At 61.1% G+C, this 17071-nt stretch carries 19 protein-coding genes and 1 pseudogene; 11 read left to right on the top strand and 9 right to left on the bottom strand.

Annotated elements, in window-relative coordinates:
- The first annotated feature begins 110 nt into the window (after positions 1-110).
- Complete coding sequence (hisD, locus tag HX805_RS11085; RefSeq protein ID WP_008434283.1) at positions 111-1436, top strand: histidinol dehydrogenase; 1326 nt, start codon at positions 111-113, stop codon at positions 1434-1436.
- A 3-nt stretch (positions 1437-1439) separates the two neighbouring features.
- Positions 1440-2492: a histidinol-phosphate transaminase gene (gene hisC, locus HX805_RS11080; RefSeq protein WP_177116868.1), complete on the top strand. Its 1053-nt coding sequence runs from the start codon at positions 1440-1442 to the stop codon at positions 2490-2492.
- Between the two features lie 129 nt (positions 2493-2621).
- Here hisC and HX805_RS11075 read toward each other — a convergent pair whose 3' ends face one another.
- Positions 2622-3896, bottom strand: coding sequence for a uracil-xanthine permease family protein (locus tag HX805_RS11075; RefSeq protein WP_087692860.1), 1275 nt, complete (start codon positions 3894-3896; stop codon positions 2622-2624).
- Between the two features lie 2 nt (positions 3897-3898).
- The gene (gene upp / locus HX805_RS11070) at positions 3899-4537 is read right to left on the bottom strand and encodes a uracil phosphoribosyltransferase (protein ID WP_003216149.1); all 639 of its coding nucleotides are present in this window, start codon (positions 4535-4537) and stop codon (positions 3899-3901) included.
- 165 nt (positions 4538-4702) lie between these two features.
- On the opposite strand from upp, the gene HX805_RS11065 reads away from it, so the two are divergent.
- The 3 genes from HX805_RS11065 (at position 4703) to HX805_RS11055 (ending at position 6303) form a co-directional block, all read left to right on the top strand.
- Complete coding sequence (locus HX805_RS11065; protein WP_003216150.1) at positions 4703-5260, top strand: hypoxanthine-guanine phosphoribosyltransferase; 558 nt, start codon at positions 4703-4705, stop codon at positions 5258-5260.
- 61 nt (positions 5261-5321) lie between these two features.
- Positions 5322-5807 carry a hypothetical protein gene (locus HX805_RS11060; protein ID WP_008434279.1) on the top strand — a complete coding sequence of 162 codons (486 nt, stop codon included), beginning with the start codon at positions 5322-5324 and terminating at the stop codon, positions 5805-5807.
- Positions 5808-6015: 208 nt separating this feature from the next.
- Positions 6016-6303, top strand: a complete 288-nt coding sequence (locus HX805_RS11055) for a PA4642 family protein (RefSeq protein ID WP_003216153.1) — start codon at positions 6016-6018, stop codon at positions 6301-6303.
- Positions 6304-6397: 94 nt separating this feature from the next.
- On the opposite strand, the gene mqo is transcribed toward HX805_RS11055, so the two are convergent.
- Positions 6398-7906 (bottom strand): malate dehydrogenase (quinone), encoded by a 1509-nt coding sequence (gene mqo / locus HX805_RS11050; protein ID WP_003216154.1) that lies wholly within the window; start codon positions 7904-7906, stop codon positions 6398-6400.
- 727 nt (positions 7907-8633) lie between these two features.
- Positions 8634-8867 carry a hypothetical protein gene (locus HX805_RS11045; RefSeq protein ID WP_003216156.1) on the bottom strand — a complete coding sequence of 78 codons (234 nt, stop codon included), beginning with the start codon at positions 8865-8867 and terminating at the stop codon, positions 8634-8636.
- Positions 8868-9051: 184 nt separating this feature from the next.
- Here HX805_RS11045 and HX805_RS11040 point away from each other — a divergent pair, with 184 nt between their 5' ends.
- Positions 9052-9636, top strand: a complete 585-nt coding sequence (locus HX805_RS11040; protein WP_003216157.1) for a YajG family lipoprotein — start codon at positions 9052-9054, stop codon at positions 9634-9636.
- Between the two features lie 107 nt (positions 9637-9743).
- On the opposite strand, the gene HX805_RS11035 is transcribed toward HX805_RS11040, so the two are convergent.
- Positions 9744-9953, bottom strand: coding sequence for a hypothetical protein (locus HX805_RS11035; RefSeq protein WP_008434269.1), 210 nt, complete (start codon positions 9951-9953; stop codon positions 9744-9746).
- A 181-nt stretch (positions 9954-10134) separates the two neighbouring features.
- Between HX805_RS11035 and HX805_RS11030 the strand changes: the two genes are divergently transcribed.
- Positions 10135-10392 (top strand): hypothetical protein, encoded by a 258-nt coding sequence (locus HX805_RS11030; RefSeq protein ID WP_003216159.1) that lies wholly within the window; start codon positions 10135-10137, stop codon positions 10390-10392.
- A 135-nt stretch (positions 10393-10527) separates the two neighbouring features.
- On the opposite strand, the gene HX805_RS11025 is transcribed toward HX805_RS11030, so the two are convergent.
- The gene (locus HX805_RS11025) at positions 10528-11691 is read right to left on the bottom strand and encodes a 1-acyl-sn-glycerol-3-phosphate acyltransferase (RefSeq protein ID WP_029615884.1); all 1164 of its coding nucleotides are present in this window, start codon (positions 11689-11691) and stop codon (positions 10528-10530) included.
- 144 nt (positions 11692-11835) lie between these two features.
- On the opposite strand from HX805_RS11025, the gene HX805_RS11020 reads away from it, so the two are divergent.
- From HX805_RS11020 to HX805_RS11010, 3 genes are read left to right on the top strand one after another with little or no spacing between them, the layout of a single operon-like run.
- A complete protein-coding gene (locus tag HX805_RS11020) occupies positions 11836-12015 on the top strand; it encodes a CPXCG motif-containing cysteine-rich protein (RefSeq protein WP_177116867.1) in 180 nt (59 codons plus the stop codon).
- Positions 12016-12025: 10 nt separating this feature from the next.
- On the top strand, positions 12026-12286 hold the full coding sequence (locus HX805_RS11015) for a putative signal transducing protein (protein WP_017477710.1): 261 nt from the start codon (positions 12026-12028) through the stop codon (positions 12284-12286).
- Positions 12287-12322: 36 nt separating this feature from the next.
- Entirely contained in the window at positions 12323-12943 is a 621-nt protein-coding gene (locus tag HX805_RS11010; RefSeq protein ID WP_003216163.1) for an SOS response-associated peptidase, read from the top strand.
- Positions 12944-13076: 133 nt separating this feature from the next.
- On the opposite strand, the gene HX805_RS32585 is transcribed toward HX805_RS11010, so the two are convergent.
- Both HX805_RS32585 and HX805_RS32580 read right to left on the bottom strand, forming a co-directional pair.
- Positions 13077-13820: a methyl-accepting chemotaxis protein gene (locus HX805_RS32585; protein ID WP_371135980.1), complete on the bottom strand. Its 744-nt coding sequence runs from the start codon at positions 13818-13820 to the stop codon at positions 13077-13079.
- 114 nt (positions 13821-13934) lie between these two features.
- Positions 13935-14135, bottom strand: a pseudogene (locus HX805_RS32580) (HAMP domain-containing protein); the annotation flags it as partial.
- Between the two features lie 1332 nt (positions 14136-15467).
- Here HX805_RS32580 and HX805_RS11000 point away from each other — a divergent pair.
- Positions 15468-16286 (top strand): M48 family metallopeptidase, encoded by an 819-nt coding sequence (locus tag HX805_RS11000; protein WP_003216165.1) that lies wholly within the window; start codon positions 15468-15470, stop codon positions 16284-16286.
- A 160-nt stretch (positions 16287-16446) separates the two neighbouring features.
- On the opposite strand, the gene HX805_RS10995 is transcribed toward HX805_RS11000, so the two are convergent.
- The gene (locus HX805_RS10995) at positions 16447-17031 is read right to left on the bottom strand and encodes a TMEM165/GDT1 family protein (RefSeq protein WP_003216166.1); all 585 of its coding nucleotides are present in this window, start codon (positions 17029-17031) and stop codon (positions 16447-16449) included.
- Positions 17032-17071 lie beyond the last annotated feature (40 nt).

Below are 17071 nucleotides of genomic sequence, written 5' to 3'. Positions count from 1 at the left end.
AAGCCGCGCCCGTCTATCCGCCTCATAGCCAGAATTCTCAGGTGCCCAAGCGGATCGACTGCTAACTTTCGGCGCCTGAGCATTTTTGCCATTCCTATGAGGCCCTCGCTATGACCACGTCCACTGCAATTGCCCGACTCAACGCTGCCGACCCGGATTTCGCCCATCATCTGGATCATCTGCTGAGCTGGGAAAGCGTGTCCGACGATTCGGTCAACCAGCGGGTGCTCGACATCATCAAGGCCGTGCGCGAGCGCGGTGACGCGGCGCTGGTTGATTTTACCCGGCAGTTCGATGGCCTGGATGTCGCCTCCATGGCCGACCTGATCCTGCCCCGCGAACGCCTGGAACTGGCCTTGACCCGCATCACCGCGCCCCAGCGCGAAGCCCTGGAAGTGGCGGCCGCGCGGGTGCGCAGCTACCACGAGAAACAGAAACAGGATTCCTGGAGCTACACCGAGGCCGACGGCACCGTACTGGGCCAGAAGGTCACGCCGCTGGACCGTGCCGGCCTGTACGTGCCGGGCGGCAAAGCGTCGTACCCGTCCTCGGTACTGATGAACGCGATTCCGGCCAAGGTGGCCGGCGTGACCGAAGTGGTCATGGTGGTGCCTACCCCGCGCGGCGAAATCAACGAACTGGTGCTGGCAGCGGCCTGCATCGCGGGCGTTGATCGCGTGTTCACCATCGGTGGCGCCCAAGCGGTAGCGGCCCTGGCCTACGGCACCGAAAGCGTGCCGAAGGTCGACAAGGTGGTTGGCCCGGGCAACATCTACGTGGCCACGGCCAAGCGCCATGTATTTGGCCAGGTCGGCATCGACATGATCGCCGGCCCTTCGGAAATCCTCGTGGTGTGTGACGGCCAGACCGACCCGGACTGGATCGCCATGGACCTGTTCTCCCAGGCCGAGCACGACGAAGACGCCCAGGCGATCCTCGTCAGCCCGGATGCCGAATTCCTGGACAAGGTCGCCGCCAGCATCGCCAAGCTGCTGCCGACCATGGAGCGCGCCGAGATCATCGAGAAGTCGATCAATGGCCGTGGCGCCCTGATCCTGGTCCGCGACATGGAGCAGGCCATCGAAGTGGCCAACCGTATCGCCCCGGAACACCTGGAGTTGTCCGTCGCCGACCCACAAGCCTGGCTGCCGCTGATTCGCCACGCCGGCGCGATCTTCATGGGCCGCCACACCAGCGAAGCCCTGGGCGACTACTGCGCAGGTCCCAACCACGTGCTGCCCACGTCGGGCACTGCGCGGTTCTCCTCGCCGCTGGGCGTATATGACTTCCAGAAGCGCTCGTCGATCATCTTCTGCTCGCCAGAGGGCGCGTCGGAGTTGGGCAAGACCGCTTCCGTGCTGGCCCGTGGCGAGTCGCTGACCGCCCACGCCCGCAGCGCCGAATACCGCATCGTTGACGATAAGCAGGGGAACTGAAACATGAGCAAATTCTGGAGCCCGCTCGTCAAGGATCTCGTGCCTTACGTGCCCGGTGAGCAACCGAAGCTGACCAAGCTGGTAAAACTCAACACCAATGAAAACCCCTACGGCCCATCGCCCAAGGCGCTGGCTGCCATGCAGGCCGAGCTGAACGACAATCTGCGTTTGTACCCGGACCCCAACAGCGACCTGCTCAAGCAGGCGGTGGCCAAGTACTACGGGATCGATGCGGGCAAGGTGTTCCTCGGCAACGGCTCCGATGAAGTCCTGGCGCACATCTTCCACGGTTTGTTCCAGCACGACCTGCCGCTGCTGTTCCCGGACATCAGCTACAGCTTCTACCCGGTGTACTGCGGCCTGTACCGCATTGCCTTCGACGCAGTGCCGCTGGATGAACAGTTCCAGATCCGCGTGTCGGACTACGCCAGGCCCAACGGCGGGATCATCTTCCCGAACCCGAACGCGCCGACCGGTTGCGTGATAGCGCTGGACGCCGTGGAGCAAATCCTCAAGGCCAGCCCGGACTCGGTGGTGGTGGTCGATGAAGCCTATATCGACTTCGGCGGCGAGACCGCCATCAGCCTGGTGGACCGTTACCCGAACCTGCTGGTGACCCAGACCCTCTCCAAGTCGCGCTCCCTGGCCGGTTTGCGGGTGGGCCTGGCCGTGGGCCACCCGGACCTGATCGAGGCGCTGGAGCGGGTCAAGAACAGCTTCAACTCCTACCCGCTGGACCGTCTGGCGATTGTCGGCGCAGCCGCCGCTTTTGAAGACCGCGAATACTTCCGGAACACCTGCAAGTTGGTGATCGATAGCCGTGAAAAGCTGGTGGCGCAACTGCAGGCCAAGGGGTTTGAAGTACTGCCGTCGGCGGCCAACTTCATCTTTGCCCGGCATCCAGGGCACGACGCTGCCGGGCTGGCGGCCAAGGTGCGGGAGCAGGGGGTGATTGTGCGGCACTTCAAGCAGGAGCGGATTGCCCAGTTCCTGCGGATCAGTATTGGCACGCCGGAGCAGAACCAGGCGCTGATCGATGCGTTGGGCGAGCTGTAAGCCACACTGAAACTCAAAAAAATGTGGGAGCGGGCTTGCTCGCGAATGCGGTGGTTCAGTCACTGATGTGCTGAATGACACACTGCATTCGCGAGCAAGCCCGCTCCCACATTGGTTTTGCGTTGGCAGTTAGATCAGCGGCTCATCCGGCTTCCTGTTCTTCCAGCCGTCATTGCCCGGCAGCAGCAGATTCAACGCAATCGCTACCACCGCACACAGGGCGATGCCCTTCAGGCCAAAGTCATCCGGGCCAGTGCCGGTGCCTACCAGCACACCGCCAATCCCGAACACCAGGGTCACCGACACAATCACCAGGTTGCGCGCTTCGCCAAGGTCGATCTTGTGGCGGATCAGGGTGTTCATCCCCACTGCGGCAATCGAGCCGAACAGCAGGCACAGAATCCCGCCCATTACCGGGACTGGAATGCTTTGCAGCAGCGCGCCGAACTTGCCGATAAACGCCAGGCTGATGGCAAACACCGCCGCCCAGGTCATGATCTTCGGGTTGTAGTTCTTGGTCAGCATCACCGCGCCCGTCACTTCCGCGTAGGTCGTGTTGGGCGGGCCGCCGAACAGGCCGGCAGCGGTGGTGGCGATCCCGTCACCCAGCAGGGTGCGGTGCAGGCCAGGCTTCTTCAGGTAGTCGCGACCGGTCACGCTGCCCACCGCAATCACACCACCGATGTGTTCGATCGCCGGGGCCAGGGCCACCGGGACGATAAACAGGATCGCCTGCCAGTTGAATTCCGGCGCGGTGAAGTGGGGCAGGGCGAACCACGGTGCGGCGGCGATCTTCGCGGTGTCGACTACGCCGAAGTAGAACGACATGGCGAAACCCACCAGCACGCCGGAGATGATCGGCACCAGGCGGAAAATGCCTTTGCCGAACACCGCCACGATCAACGTGGTCAGCAGCGCCGGCATCGAGATCAGCATGGCGGTCTGGTAGTGGATCAACTCGCTGCCGTCACCGGCCTTGCCCATCGCCATATTGGCCGCAATCGGCGCCATGGCCAGGCCAATGGAAATGATCACCGGCCCGATCACCACCGGTGGCAGCAGCCGGTCGATGAAACCGGTGCCCTTGATCTTCACGGCCAGGCCCAGGAAGGTGTAAACGAAGCCGGCCGCCATCACGCCGCCCATGGTCGCCGCGAGGCCGAACTGGCCCTTGGCGAGAATGATCGGGGTGATAAACGCAAAGCTCGACGCCAGGAACACCGGTACCTGGCGCCCGGTAACCACCTGGAACAACAAGGTGCCCAAGCCTGCGGTAAACAGGGCGACGTTTGGATCGAGACCGGTGATCAGCGGCATCAACACCAGCGCGCCAAATGCTACGAAGAGCATCTGTGCGCCAGACAGGATCTGGCGCCAAAGCGGGTCGTTGAACTCATCCTGCATGGTCACGCGTCCTTCTGCTTGGTACCGAAGATCTTGTCGCCGGCATCGCCCAGGCCCGGGATGATGTAGCCATGTTCATTCAGGCGTTCATCGATGGATGCGGTGTAGATCAACACGTCCGGGTGGGCTTTCTCGACGGCGGCGATGCCTTCGGGAGCGGCCACCAGCACCATGGCGCGGATGTCCTTGCAACCGGCTTTTTTCAGCAGGTCGATGGTGGCAACCATGGAGCTGCCGGTGGCGAGCATCGGGTCGATGATCATCGCCAGGCGCTCGTCGATTTCCGGTACCAGTTTTTCCAGGTAGGTGTGGGCCTGCAGCGTCTCTTCGTTGCGGGCCACGCCTACGGCGCTGACCTTGGCACCCGGGATCAGGCTGAGCACGCCTTCGAGCATGCCGATACCGGCACGCAGGATCGGCACCACGGTAATCTTCTTGCCGGCGATTTTCTCGACCTGGACGGGACCACACCAACCGGCGATCTCGTAGTTTTCCAGGGGCAGGTCTTTGGTCGCCTCGTAGGTGAGCAGCGCTCCGACTTCCTGAGCAAGCTCACGGAAGTTCTTCGTGCTAATGTCGGCGCGGCGCATAAGGCCGAGTTTATGTCGGATCAGCGGATGGCGGATCTCACGGATGGGCATGGGGAAAGGCTCCGGCGGCGGGCAAAAAAACCGGCCTAGATTAATCTATCCGAGGGTGTTGTCCTATAGACATCTAGTACGTTAGTCCATTAAGGCTTGAACGTTGCGCCTCACATGCGTACCTTTGCCCGCTTTTCTTGCCACAGCACCCCCTTGGAGAGCGCCATGTCCGCTGATCTCGAGCATATCCGTCAAATCATGCGCGAGGCTGACTGCCTGTACACCGAAGCGCAAGTCGAAGAGGCCATCGCCAAGGTCGGCGCGCACATCTCCCGTGAAATGGCCGACACCAACCCGGTGGTCTTTTGCGTGATGAACGGTGGCCTGATTTTCGCCGGTAAATTGCTCACCCACCTGCAATTCCCGCTGGAAGCGTCCTACCTGCACGCCACTCGCTATCGCAATGAAACCAGTGGCGGCGACCTGTTCTGGAAAGCCAAGCCGGAAGTCTCGTTCATCGACCGCGACGTGCTGATCATCGACGACATCCTCGACGAAGGTCACACCCTGGGCGCGATCATCGACTTCTGCAAACACGCCGGCGCGCGCAAGGTGCACACTGCCGTGCTGATCGACAAGGACCACGACCGCAAGGCCCGTCCGGACCTGAAAGCCGATTACGTGGGCCTGCCGTGCATTGACCGTTACATCTTCGGTTACGGCATGGACTACAAAGGCTACTGGCGCAACGCCAATGGGATTTACGCCGTCAAAGGGATGTAAGCGGGATTCAGGCGCAGGGTTGTCATGCTATCGTGCTTGGCCCCTGCGTCTGGAGCTGTTCATGAGCCTGTTGATTCGCACCTGCGCCGCCCTGGCGCTGACCCTCAGTTTGCCCCTGGCGGCTGCTCCGGCGCCGCTGCACAGCCAATTCCTGCCGCCCGACGACCTGACCCTGCGCGCCGAAACCCCGGACCAGCAGCAATTGCTACAAGTCACCGAGTATTCGGTGGTGGTGGGTAACCAACGCCAATCCACCCAGCAGCCGATCCCGGTGACCTCGCCGTTGATGATCCGCCTCAAGGGCAAGTCCCTGAACAAAGGCGCGACCATCGCCCAGGTGATTCTCAATTTCGATGCCGAAAGCAAAAGCCTGAAAAAGCCGGTGTTCGACGACAAAAGCAAAACCCTGACCTTGTCGTATCCGGTGACCCAGTATCGGGTGATCGTCGACTTGTTGCGCAATGACACGGTCTATGTGCAATTCCTCACTTACGCCAACGGCCATATCTGGGCCGATTTGCACACCGGGGCGGTGCGCGCCAAATAATCCAGCCGACGCGCATTCGGCGGTGTAAATACAGTCAATGTGGGAGCTGGCTTGCCTGCGATAGCGGTGGGTCCGTTGGCCCATCTGTTACTGATGCACCGCTATCGCAGGCAAGCCAGCTCCCACATTGGTTCGCGTAGCTTTCGAAGCCGCTGTGCCGCAGGTAAACTGCTTTTCCCGTGTAAATGTCTGCAGGCTGGAGTCGGTAATGCGTAAAGATAAGAAACAGGTGATTGGTGATGAAATCGGCGACGAGCAAATCAAGCTGTTCCTGGATTTCGAGCCGGTAGACGCCACTTCGCCGTCCCTGCACAAACTGATCAAGGCCTACCGCGGCCTGCGTATCGACGACTTCGAACGCTTCCTGGTTTTCTTCAAGGAAGCCGGCCTGGACCTCGATGGCAAGGACGAGCATGGCCTGACCTTCGTTGAAGTGATCAAGGACCAGCGCAACGCCGCCGAGTACATCGAGCTGATCGAACAAGCTCGCGGTTGATTGTTGCGGACGAAAAAAAACGCCCCGTTAGGGGCGTTTTTCGTTCCCACGCTCTGCGTGGGAATGCATCAACTGACGCTCTGCGTCACGACGCTCAAGCGTAGCTTTCGGTCTCGCTGCTCTGCTCAACCAGTTCCAGGCTGATGTTGTTCTGCGTGTTGATCTTGCGATACAGCTCGGCATCGGTCTCCAGGACCTTTTCCCGAGCCGGGAAGATCTCGTGCAGCTTGGCGGCCCACTCACCGGCCGCTTTCGTCGGGAAGCAGCGTTCGATCAGTTCCAGCATGATCGACACGGTCACCGAAGCACCTGGAGACGCGCCGAGCAGGGCGGCCAGCGAACCGTCCTTGGCCGCAACCAGTTCGGTACCGAATTGCAGCACGCCGCCTTTCTTCGGGTCTTTCTTGATGATCTGCACCCGTTGGCCGGCCACTTCCAGGCGCCAGTCTTCGGCTTTTGCCTCAGGGTAGAAGCGACGCAGGGATTCCAGGCGCTGCTCCATGGACTGGCGCACCTCGCTGACCAGGTACTTGGTCAGGTCCATGTTGTCCCGGGCCACGGCCAGCATCGGGCCGATGTTGCCGGCACGAATCGACATGGGCAGGTCAAGGAACGAGCCGTGCTTGAGGAACTTGGTGGTGAAACCGGCGTATGGCCCGAACAGCAGGGATTTCTTGCCGTCGACCACACGGGTGTCGAGGTGCGGCACCGACATCGGTGGCGAACCCACGGCCGCCTGGCTGTAGACCTTGGCCTGGTGGTGCTTGACCACTTCCGGGTTGTCGCAACGCAGCCACTGGCCGCTGACCGGGAAGCCGCCGAAGCCCTTGCTTTCCTCGATGCCCGAGGCTTGCAACAGCGGCAGGGCCGCGCCACCGGCGCCGAGGAACACGAACTTGGCGTCCACATCACGGGAATTGCCGCTGTTGACGTCCTTGATGCTCACGGTCCAGCCGGCGCCGTTGCGCTTGAGGCCGGTGACGCGCTTGCTGTACTTGACCTGGGCATCCGGGGCGCTGGTCAGGTGCGAGAGCAACTGGTTGGTCAGGGCGCCGAAGTTGACGTCGGTGCCGTTCATCACGCGGGTGGCGGCGATTTTTTCGTCCAGCGGGCGGCCGGGCATCATCAGCGGCATCCACTCGGCCATCTCGCTGCGGTCTTCGGTGTAGTGCATGTCCGAGAACGCGTGGTGCTGGCTAAGGGTTTCAAAACGCTTCTTGAGGAACGACACGCCTTTCTCGCCCTGTACGAAGCTCAGGTGCGGCACGGGGCTGATAAAGGATTTGGACGAGCCAAAGGTGCCTTTCTTGGTCAGGTAGGCCCAGAACTGCTTCGACACCTCGAATTGGGTGTTGATGTGCACGGCTTTCTTGATGTCGATGGAACCGTCGGCGGCCTGCGGTGTGTAGTTCAGCTCACACAGCCCGGCGTGGCCGGTACCGGCGTTGTTCCACGGGTTGGAACTTTCCGCGGCACCCGAATCCATCAGCTCAACGACTTCCAGCTTGAGGCCGGGGTCGAGCTCTTTGAGCAGTACGGCGAGGGTGGCACTCATGATGCCCGCACCTACCAGTACTACGTCGACTGCTTCGTTATGCGCCATTTAACGCGTCTCCAAAATCTGCAGCACCAAATTGACGGCATGGCTGCCAGGAGTGACGGGGCGGTTCACGTGATGCCCCAGGTTACCCATGGCCAGGATCGCCATGTCCGATTCTTCGCAATTTATCGCAAGCGGACGCTGCCGACCGGGCCTGATCTGCGTATGAACGCATTTAAGGGCGCCTGTGGCAATTCGACTTATGGTCAAGCTCGTCCGATCGTGCAACCAAATCCGTAGCGGACAGGCTTCAAGCTCCGGTTCTTGAGGAGTGCTCGGTCCTATGTGGTGGGGCTGTTCCAGACGCTGATGGTGCTTGTACAAACGCAAAACTATTCATTTGCTCGCCACACTCTTGTGAAGTTGTGAAAACCCGTTTTTTTCACGCTCTTTTGAAGACGTGAACCTCAAAAAAGGGCTGCCCCAGCCTGGCACCTGGCCCGAAATCACTGCCGGCAAGCGGCAAAACGGGCAAACAACTCAAGTGGCCGAGCGCATGGCAGCTCTGGCAGATTCGGGTAAAGACGATGGTTTGCAGAGAAAACAGCAAGCTCGCCAGCTTCACACGATCTGTGTGGGCGGCTCTCTGTGGGCGGTGCGGGGGAGCTAATACAAGTGCATTAGCGATGCTGCGAGGCCCGATCAGGAGACGTCCTTATAATCGGGGGGAGATTGTAGCGAAGAAATGCGCGCAAATGGACGTGTTTAATGACTTTTATTAGCAGTCTGGTCAGGAGGCCAACGCGTGCCGTGCCTGTGGCTGCGAAACCCGGGGGCTGACGCGCGCGCTGGCGGGCAGCGGGCGGTGCATCCAGCTCAGGCGGGTCTCTTCGACTTCGACCCAGCCTTCACCGACGGGCGGCAGGCTGCACTGCTTGAAAGCCTGGCAGCAGCCTTGGGCGTCGAGCAGGGCAAAGTGGCGATGGCTGGCGTGGGAAAAGAACAAAGATTTGAGAAGGCGCATGGCTGTGTACCCGGTTCGTTACATGCTGCGAAGGTTGGCAGTCTGGCATGACATTGAGGTGACGGTTCTGTGTGAAAATTGTAATTTCGCCGACAGTTCAGGCCCCGTTCAGGAATTCTGGTGAGTGGCGCGCGCTCACCGTTATACTGGCGCCCTGTTTGCATCTAGTCCTGGAGAAATGAGTATGTTGCAACGCCTGTTGTTCGGTTTGATCACTGTGACCAGTTTGACCCTGGTTGGCTGCGCCCACAGCCCGCAACAACTCAGCCCGCAACCGAAAATCACCACCCAGCTGGCGCCTGTCGGCCATGGCCAGCCGGTGTCGGTGCGTGTGGTTGACGGTCGTCCGTCGCCGACCCTCGGCACCCGTGGCGGCCTGTACCCGGAAACCAGCGCCATTACGGTGACCGGTGCGGACGTGCTGCCCAAGCTGCAAGCCCAGGCCGAAGCGGCCGTGCGCCTGTTGGGCTTCACCCCTTCCAACTCGCCAGGTGCGCCACAACTGACCATCACCCTGGCCGAGCTGAAGTATCAGTCGCCCAAGGAAGGCCTGTACGTGACTGAAGCCACCATCGGCGCGACCTTCAAGTCCGACGTGACTGCCGGCACCCGTCGCTACAGCGGCCGTTACGGCGCATCCCTGGACCAGCGCTTCGGCATGGCGCCGAACCAGGAAACCAACACCAAGCTGGTCAGCGACGTGTTGAGCGATGCCCTGACGCGCCTGTTCAAGGACCCGAGCATCGGTTCGCTGCTCAGCTCGCAGTAACCGTCAGGCGGGCGCGGAGCGCCCCAGTCGGCATTCCTTTGCGGCGCGTGGGAACGATCAAAAAACCGGGCTCATCACTGAGCCCGGTTTTTTTACGCCTGCCGTTTTCATGCAGCCGTTTCGACATAAAAGTCCAGCACACTCACGCCAGTGAGCAAGTCCAGCTCCGGCAGGTCGGCATGTTGATGCCCGCCGAGGGCGCAATACACCAGCCAGTGGCGGTCCTGCACATTGAACGCGAGGCCGCCCACCAGGGCCTCTTGCTCATCACTTGGGGCAATCAGATACAGCCGATCCTGGTTCTGCGCGTGCAACATGACAAGCTCCCGGGCTTTCGAAGGGCAACAGAGTGGCTTGTTAAGGTGACGTTCAGGTGACGCTGTAAATTACTGGATACATTAGCCGTCAATGGGGAAGGAGTAATGACGCGCAGGCGGCGCATATCATTCAGGTTTGTATCTGGATTGATACCAAGACACTGATACATCGAGGTTTGCGATGTCGCTGACCGCACTACTGCTCAATTCCCTTGCCCTGTTACTGGCCTGCCCGGCGGCATGGCTGCTGTTTGTCACGCGCCTGCATGAACAGCGCGCGATGGCCCGCCTTGCCGCGCAAAGCGAACTGCGTGCCATTGATCAGCCGATGCTGTATCTGGACGTGTTGACGCAGCGTACCTATCGCCTGTTCTACCGGTTGGGGTTTGCCTGTCTGGGGCTGGCGTTGCTGGTGTCCTTTCTTAGTACCCGATTGTAGGAACACCCTAAAAACAACTGTGGGAGCGGGCTCGCTCGCGAAAGCGCGGTGTCAGTCAATACATGATTGGCTGATCCACCGCCTTCGCGAGCAAGCCCGCTCCCACATTGGGTTTGCGCTGTTGCTGGTACCGGGTTACAGGGCAATCCCGGCCTTGACCCGGTACTGATTCCTCACCGGCGTCGCGTATTGCAATACCAGATACGGCCGATGCTCGGCCGGGCACGCATTCAAGCGCCGCTCCCACTCTGCCTTTGCCTTGGCCAACTCGTCCGCCGGGAATACCTCGGCTGCGGTCGGTACCTGCAATTGCGGATCGGCATCGCTCCATTGGGCGTACGCCAGGTAATGCACCGGGAACAACCGATACCCACCCAGGATCTGCCGGTCCATTTCGATCGCCAACAGCTTGGTGTCTTCGAACGCCTCGGTGATCGGCGGCGCGAAGTTGACGTGTACCCGGCCCTTGTAGCCGGTGATGCCCAGGGCGATGCTCACGTCATCTTCCCCCGGCGCCTTGCTGTAGGTGCCGGTGGTGGCGCGGATGTACAGCTCGCGGGCCTTGGCTGCGTCGCACGGGTCGTATTCGTAGCTGATGGACACCGGCGTCAGGTTCAGTGACTGGATGACTTCGGCGAACGGCTCGTCCTTGCGGCTCATGTGGAACATCTTGAGGATCGCCGACTCGGTGCGATCATCCCCATCCTTGGCGCGGCCTTCGGCCTGGGCGATCCAGATCGACTGGCAGTCGTTGCGAATCGAATGGTTGATGTAGGCCGACAGCAACTGGTAGGCCGCCATCTTCTCTTTGCGCCCGGTGATCGAGCGGTGCACGATGAAACTCTTGTTCAGGCGCATCAGGTCGCTGACAAACGGCTTTTGCAGCAGGTTGTCGCCGATGGCGATGCGTGGCGTCGGCAGGCCGGCGTGGTACACGGCGTAGTTGACGAAGGCCGGGTCCATCACGATGTCGCGGTGGTTGGCCAGGAACAGGTAGGCGCTGCCGGACTTGAACTGCTCCACGCCGGTATAGGTCACGCCGTCGGTTGCCCGCTCGATGGTGTGGTCGACGTAAAACTCGACTTTGTCCTGCAGCGTGGCCACGGTGGTGACGCCGGCGAACTCACGGCGCAGTTTATGAGCGATCATCGGCTTGAGCAGCCAGCCGAAGGCGCCGGCAAAGCGCGGGAAGCGAAAGTGGGTCAGGATGTCCAGAAAGGCCTTGTCACTGAACAGTCGGGCCAGCACTGCCGGGACTTCGCTGTCGTTGTAAGGTCGGATGGTATCGAATTCGCCCATCATGCTCTCTTGTTAGAAACGGCTAGGGTAAGTAAAGGTTTGGAACAATAAATATCAGGGCGTGGTCCGGGCAATTGGCCGGGACGAAAAATAGCCCTGTAAATAGACCGGCGATTATACGCACAAGTCACCTTGGAGACCGCGATGGAAGAGGAGTCGTACGAATGTCCTTATTGTGGAGAGGTAGTCACGGCGCTACTGGACCTGTCGGCGGGCGATCAGGAATATATTGAGGACTGCCCGGTGTGCTGCCGGCCCATTGTTTTCGAGCTGCAGGTTCATGACGACGAATGGATGCTCAACGTGCGCAGCGAGAACGCATAAAGGTACGCCCATGCAGCGAATCTACGAGCCGGAAAACCTGATGGAAGGCGAGCTGCTGCAAGGCATGCTCGAAAGCGAGGGCATCACCGCGCACCTGGTGGGACGCGATTTGCTCGGGGGTACCGGCGAACTGCCGATCTATGGCCTGCTGGCGCTGGCGGTGGAGAACGACCAGGCCGCCTACGCCCGCGAGCTGATCACCGCCTACAACGGTGCGCAACCACTGCCCGGTGATGAACCCGACAGCTTTCCCGACGTGCTGGTCTGTTAGGCTGTCGGCCAGTTTCTCCAAGAGTCGTGTTGCCCCATGTGTGGACGTTATGCCCTGTTTCGCTGGAACCCCGCGTTTGCTGCCTTGCCGGGCTTCCCGGCCGACCAGCAGGCCCAGTGGAACATCTCTCCCAATGACTCGGTGCTGATCCAGCGCCTGAGTGACGGCCAGCACACCCTGGCGCGGGCGCGCTGGGGCCTGACGCCGCCCTGGCTGACCGATCTCTCTCGTACACCGGCCCATGCCCGGGCGGAAACCCTTGCCGAACAGCCGATGTTTCGCGAAGCGTTTCGCCAGCGCCGCTGCCTGCTGCCGGCCAATGGTTTCTACGAATGGCGCGGCACCCAGCGCAAGCGCCCGTACTGGCTGACGCCGGGGGAGGGCAGCACACTGTTCTTTGCGGCGATCTGGGAGGCGTATCCGGTGCAGGAGCAGGTTTGGTTGAGTACGGCGGTGGTGACCCAGGCGGCGCAGAGTCAACGCCGACCGTTGATTCTGGATGCGGCGGGGCAGGCAGCCTGGCTGAACCCCGAGACCCCGCTGCACACCTTGCAGGCCTTGTTGGCCAGTGAACCCACCGCGTTGCGCGAGCGGGTGCTGGCCAATATGGTCAACGATCCGAAGCTGAATGGACCGGAGTGCCTGACGCCGGGTTGAGCGTTGTGTTGAATCGGCCGGCCTCTTCGCGAGCAAGCCCGCTCCCACATTTGATTGCATTTCAACTGAAGGAATGCGATCGAATGTGGGAGCGGGCTTGCTCGCGAAGGCGCCCGAAAGGACGCCGCTTGACTCAAACCTTGAACTGATTGATCAACCGTCGCTGTTGTTCCGCCAGCTTGGTCAGGTCTGCGCTGGCCGCGCTCGACTCATCCGCTCCGCCGGCCACTTCATTGGCCACCTGTCCGATATTGATCACGTTACGGTTAATGTCCTCGGCCACCGCGCTCTGTTCCTCGGCGGCGCTGGCGATCTGGGTGTTCATGTCGTTGATCACCGACACCGCCCGGGTAATGGTCTCCAGCGCCTGAGCCGCCTTGGCCGCGTGCTGCACGCTTTCATCGGTGCGGTTCTGGCTGTCTTCCATCACTCGCACCACGTCGCGGGTGCCCTGCTGCAGTTGCTGGATCATGGCCTGGATTTCTTCGGTAGCCTTCTGGGTCTTCTGCGCCAGGTTGCGCACCTCGTCGGCCACCACCGCAAACCCGCGCCCTTGCTCACCGGCCCGTGCGGCTTCAATTGCTGCGTTGAGCGCCAGCAGGTTGGTCTGCTCGGCAATCCCGCGAATCGCCGTAAGGATGGCATTGATGTTCTCGCTGTCCTTGGCCAGCGCCTGCACCACACCGACCGCCTTGCCGATTTCCTCGGCGAGGGCGCCGATGGAGGTGGAGGTGTCGCGCACAATCTGCATGCCCTGGCTCGCCGCTTGATCAGCGTGGCTGGCGGCCTGTGCGGCCTGGGTGGCGTTGCGCGCCACGTCCTGTGCGGTCGCGGTCATCTCGTGCACGGCGGTAGCCACCTGGTCGATCTCGACCATTTGCTTGTGCACGCCCTGGTTGGTACGAATCGCGATGTCGGCGGTGTGCTCCGACGAGTCGCTGACCTTCTGCACCGAACTCACCACCTGGGTAATCATCCCCTGCAACTTGGCCAGGAATGTATTGAAGCCGCTGGCAATCGCCCCCAGTTCGTCGGCGCGATCACTGGTCAGGCGCCGGGTCAGGTCGCCTTCGCCCTGGGCGATGTCATTGAGCATCGCCACCATTTGCTTGAGCGGCCGGGCAATGCCGTGGCCCACCAGCCAGATCACCAGCAAGCCAATGCCGGCGATCAGCAGGCCGGCCACGGCCATGCCGAAAATATCGGTTTTGCGCTGGGCGTCGAGGTCGTGTTGCATCGCCTGCAGGTCGGCCATTACCGCACTCAGGGGCAGTTGCAGGAGCAGGGTCCAGCGGGCGTCGGTCTGGCCGATGTTGAACGGCAGGAACAGCTCGATATGCCCGTGTTCCTTATCCACGTCGTAACGCACTTCGCCGATCTTCAACTGGCCGAGGTTGGCCAACTCGTTGCTGTCGAGCAGATCGCTGGCTTTTTCTCCCAGCTTGCTGGCGTCCTTGGTGTAGGCCACCAGGCGGCCGTTGCTGGAGATCAGCGCCAGTTCACCGGCGCCGTTGTACAAATTCTGATCAGCCTTGGTGAGCATTTCCTGGATGAAGTTCACCGACAGGTCGGCACCGACGATGCCCTGGAAGGTGCCGTCGATCATGATTGGTTCGATAAACGAGGCGAGCATCACCATCGCATTCCCGACTTTATAAGGGGCCGGATCGATGGCGCAGGGCTTTTTGCTTTCCTTGGAACACAGGTAGTACTCACTGGCGCGCACGCCGGTGGACAGGATGGTCTGGTCGGCCACGTCAGCCAGTTTATCCAGGCCCAGGCTGCCGTCGGCATTGCGGAACCACCACGGCAGGAAGCGGCCGTTGGTTTCGATGCCGACCACCGGGCTGTTGACGTAGGCAGCATCGTTGTGGTCGATGGCGTTGGCTTCCCAGCCTATATAGGCGCCGAGAATCTTCGGGTTACGCACCACGGTTTCGTGGATCAGGTTGATCAGCTGTTCGCGGGAGACCGCCAGTTGCGGGTTGCCGTTGGCGTCTTTCATGCCCATCAGGGCGTTGGCGGTGGCCAGGCCCTTGGCCGTCACCAGCGGCGCTTCGAGTTCGCGCTGGATCAGCGTCGCCTGGGTTTGCGCCAGGGCGGTCAGGCGCTGCTCGATGATTTGTTCGAATTGACCCTGGGTGCGTTCCTGCACCATCTCCTGGGTGCGCGCCCCGGCGAACAAGGCATACAGCACCAACACCGCCACCACGCTCAGGACAATGGCCCCGGCCAGTGCCGCGACAGAAAATTGAATCGACTTGAACTTCATGACGGCTCCGAACGCAGGGGGAGATTGGCTGCTTGTGTATATCGGCCGCGGGCGGGGGAGACATGAGGGCCATTACCTCAAAATGGCTGTGCCGGATGGGCGAATGTCGTAAATGGAATGGTTGCCAGCGTTTGTGAATTTTTTGCGGCAGTGTGGGATGTATCTGAAATCAGGTGGCTATACGTCTGTTGTATCTGGCGTCGATACAATTGGCCGACTACGATACGCGCCATGTTTTCAGGGAGCAGGTTGATGAAAAAGACAGTGGCGGTATGTGCGTTGGGCGCGGCTTTGTTGCTCGCCGGTTGTCAGTCGGTCAACACCACCAGCGGCGGCGCCGTGGGCGTTGAGCGCAAGCAGTACATGTTCAGCATGTTGTCGAGCCAGGAAGTCGACCAGATGTATGCGCAGTCCTACCAGCAGACCCTGGGTGAAGCCAGCGGCAAGGGCCTGGTGGACAAGACCAGCGCCAACGCCAAGCGCGTGCAGGCGATTGCCAACCGCCTGATCGCCCAGGCGCCCACCTTCCGCCCGGATGCGGCGCAGTGGAAGTGGGAAGTGAACCTGATCAAAAGTGACGAGATGAACGCCAACTGCGGGCCTGGCGGCAAGATCTTTGTCTACAGCGCGTTGATCGACAATCTCAAGTTGACCGACGACGAACTCGCCGCCGTGATGGGCCATGAAATTGCCCACGCCTTGCGTGAGCACGGCCGCGAAGCCATGTCCAAGGCCTACGGTATCGAAATGGCGAAGCAGGGGGCCGGTGCGTTGTTCGGCCTCGGTCAGGACAGCCTGGCGCTGGCCGATACCGTGGCCAACTACGGCATGACCTTGCCCAACAGCCGCAGCAATGAAAACGAAGCGGACCTGATCGGCCTGGAGTTGTCGGCGCGTGCCGGTTACAACCCGAACGCGGCGATTACCCTGTGGAACAAAATGGCCAAGGCTTCGGAAGGCTCGCCACCTGAATTCATGAGCACCCACCCTGCCTCCGACAGCCGGATCGCCTCGTTGCAGGCGGCGATTCCGAAGGTGATGCCGTTGTATCAGCAGGCGAAAAAATCCTGATTTATAAGGCTGAAACGCAAATCTGACTGTGGGGGCCCGGCTTGTGTGGGAGTCGGGCTTACCCGCGATGCAGGCACCTCGGTGCGTCAGTTGCACCGAGGTGATGCTATCGCAGGCAAGCCAGCTCCCACCAAAGCCCAGCCCTCATAGGGGGTTGCGTTTAGATCCAGCCGCTGCTCTGCATGGCCTTGTACACCGCAACAATGGCCAGGATGAAGAATGCCGTAGCCGCCAGTCGACGAATCAGCGTCAGCGGCAATTTGTCCGCGGCAAAATTACCCGCCAGCACCACCGGCACGTTGGCAATCAACATGCCCAGGGTGGTGCCGATAATTACCAGCCACAGTTCCGGGTATTGCGCCGCGAGCATCACGGTAGCGATCTGGGTCTTGTCGCCGATTTCCGCGAGGAAGAATGCGATCAGCGTGGTCAGGAAGGGCCCGAACTTGCGGGAAGTGCTGGCTTCGTCATCGTCGAGCTTGTCGGGCACCAGGGTCCACAGCGCCGTGGCGCAGAAGCTCGCCGCGAGGATCCAGTGCAGCACCGCATCCGAGAAGAAACTCCCGAACCAGGCCCCCACGGCACCGGCGGCCGCATGGTTGGCCAGGGTCGCGGCAACGATGCCGGCGATGATCGGCCAGGGTTTGCGAAAGCGTGCAGCGAGAATGAGCGCGAGCAGTTGCGTCTTGTCGCCAATTTCGGCCAAGGCAACGATTGCGGTAGGGACGAGCAGAGAATCCAGCATCAGGTAAGTTCCAGGGGCGGGTCGACACGGCTATGACACG

It is taken from the genome of Pseudomonas sp. G5001 (assembly GCF_013385475.1).
Lineage (GTDB): Bacteria > Pseudomonadota > Gammaproteobacteria > Pseudomonadales > Pseudomonadaceae > Aquipseudomonas.
Note: the sequence above shows the minus strand (reverse complement) of the source record. Positions and strands in the feature narration are given on the sequence as shown.

Coding starts and splice junctions, on each gene's coding strand:
- hisD (WP_008434283.1), top strand. CDS start 111: ATGACCACGTCCACTGCAATTGCCCGACTCAACGCTGCCGACCCGGAT.
- hisC (WP_177116868.1), top strand. CDS start 1,440: ATGAGCAAATTCTGGAGCCCGCTCGTCAAGGATCTCGTGCCTTACGTG.
- HX805_RS11075 (WP_087692860.1), bottom strand. CDS start 3,896: ATGCAGGATGAGTTCAACGACCCGCTTTGGCGCCAGATCCTGTCTGGC.
- upp (WP_003216149.1), bottom strand. CDS start 4,537: ATGCCCATCCGTGAGATCCGCCATCCGCTGATCCGACATAAACTCGGC.
- HX805_RS11065 (WP_003216150.1), top strand. CDS start 4,703: ATGTCCGCTGATCTCGAGCATATCCGTCAAATCATGCGCGAGGCTGAC.
- HX805_RS11060 (WP_008434279.1), top strand. CDS start 5,322: ATGAGCCTGTTGATTCGCACCTGCGCCGCCCTGGCGCTGACCCTCAGT.
- HX805_RS11055 (WP_003216153.1), top strand. CDS start 6,016: ATGCGTAAAGATAAGAAACAGGTGATTGGTGATGAAATCGGCGACGAG.
- mqo (WP_003216154.1), bottom strand. CDS start 7,906: ATGGCGCATAACGAAGCAGTCGACGTAGTACTGGTAGGTGCGGGCATC.
- HX805_RS11045 (WP_003216156.1), bottom strand. CDS start 8,867: ATGCGCCTTCTCAAATCTTTGTTCTTTTCCCACGCCAGCCATCGCCAC.
- HX805_RS11040 (WP_003216157.1), top strand. CDS start 9,052: ATGTTGCAACGCCTGTTGTTCGGTTTGATCACTGTGACCAGTTTGACC.
- HX805_RS11035 (WP_008434269.1), bottom strand. CDS start 9,953: ATGTTGCACGCGCAGAACCAGGATCGGCTGTATCTGATTGCCCCAAGT.
- HX805_RS11030 (WP_003216159.1), top strand. CDS start 10,135: ATGTCGCTGACCGCACTACTGCTCAATTCCCTTGCCCTGTTACTGGCC.
- HX805_RS11025 (WP_029615884.1), bottom strand. CDS start 11,691: ATGGGCGAATTCGATACCATCCGACCTTACAACGACAGCGAAGTCCCG.
- HX805_RS11020 (WP_177116867.1), top strand. CDS start 11,836: ATGGAAGAGGAGTCGTACGAATGTCCTTATTGTGGAGAGGTAGTCACG.
- HX805_RS11015 (WP_017477710.1), top strand. CDS start 12,026: ATGCAGCGAATCTACGAGCCGGAAAACCTGATGGAAGGCGAGCTGCTG.
- HX805_RS11010 (WP_003216163.1), top strand. CDS start 12,323: ATGTGTGGACGTTATGCCCTGTTTCGCTGGAACCCCGCGTTTGCTGCC.
- HX805_RS32585 (WP_371135980.1), bottom strand. CDS start 13,820: ATGGTCGAGATCGACCAGGTGGCTACCGCCGTGCACGAGATGACCGCG.
- HX805_RS11000 (WP_003216165.1), top strand. CDS start 15,468: ATGAAAAAGACAGTGGCGGTATGTGCGTTGGGCGCGGCTTTGTTGCTC.
- HX805_RS10995 (WP_003216166.1), bottom strand. CDS start 17,031: ATGCTGGATTCTCTGCTCGTCCCTACCGCAATCGTTGCCTTGGCCGAA.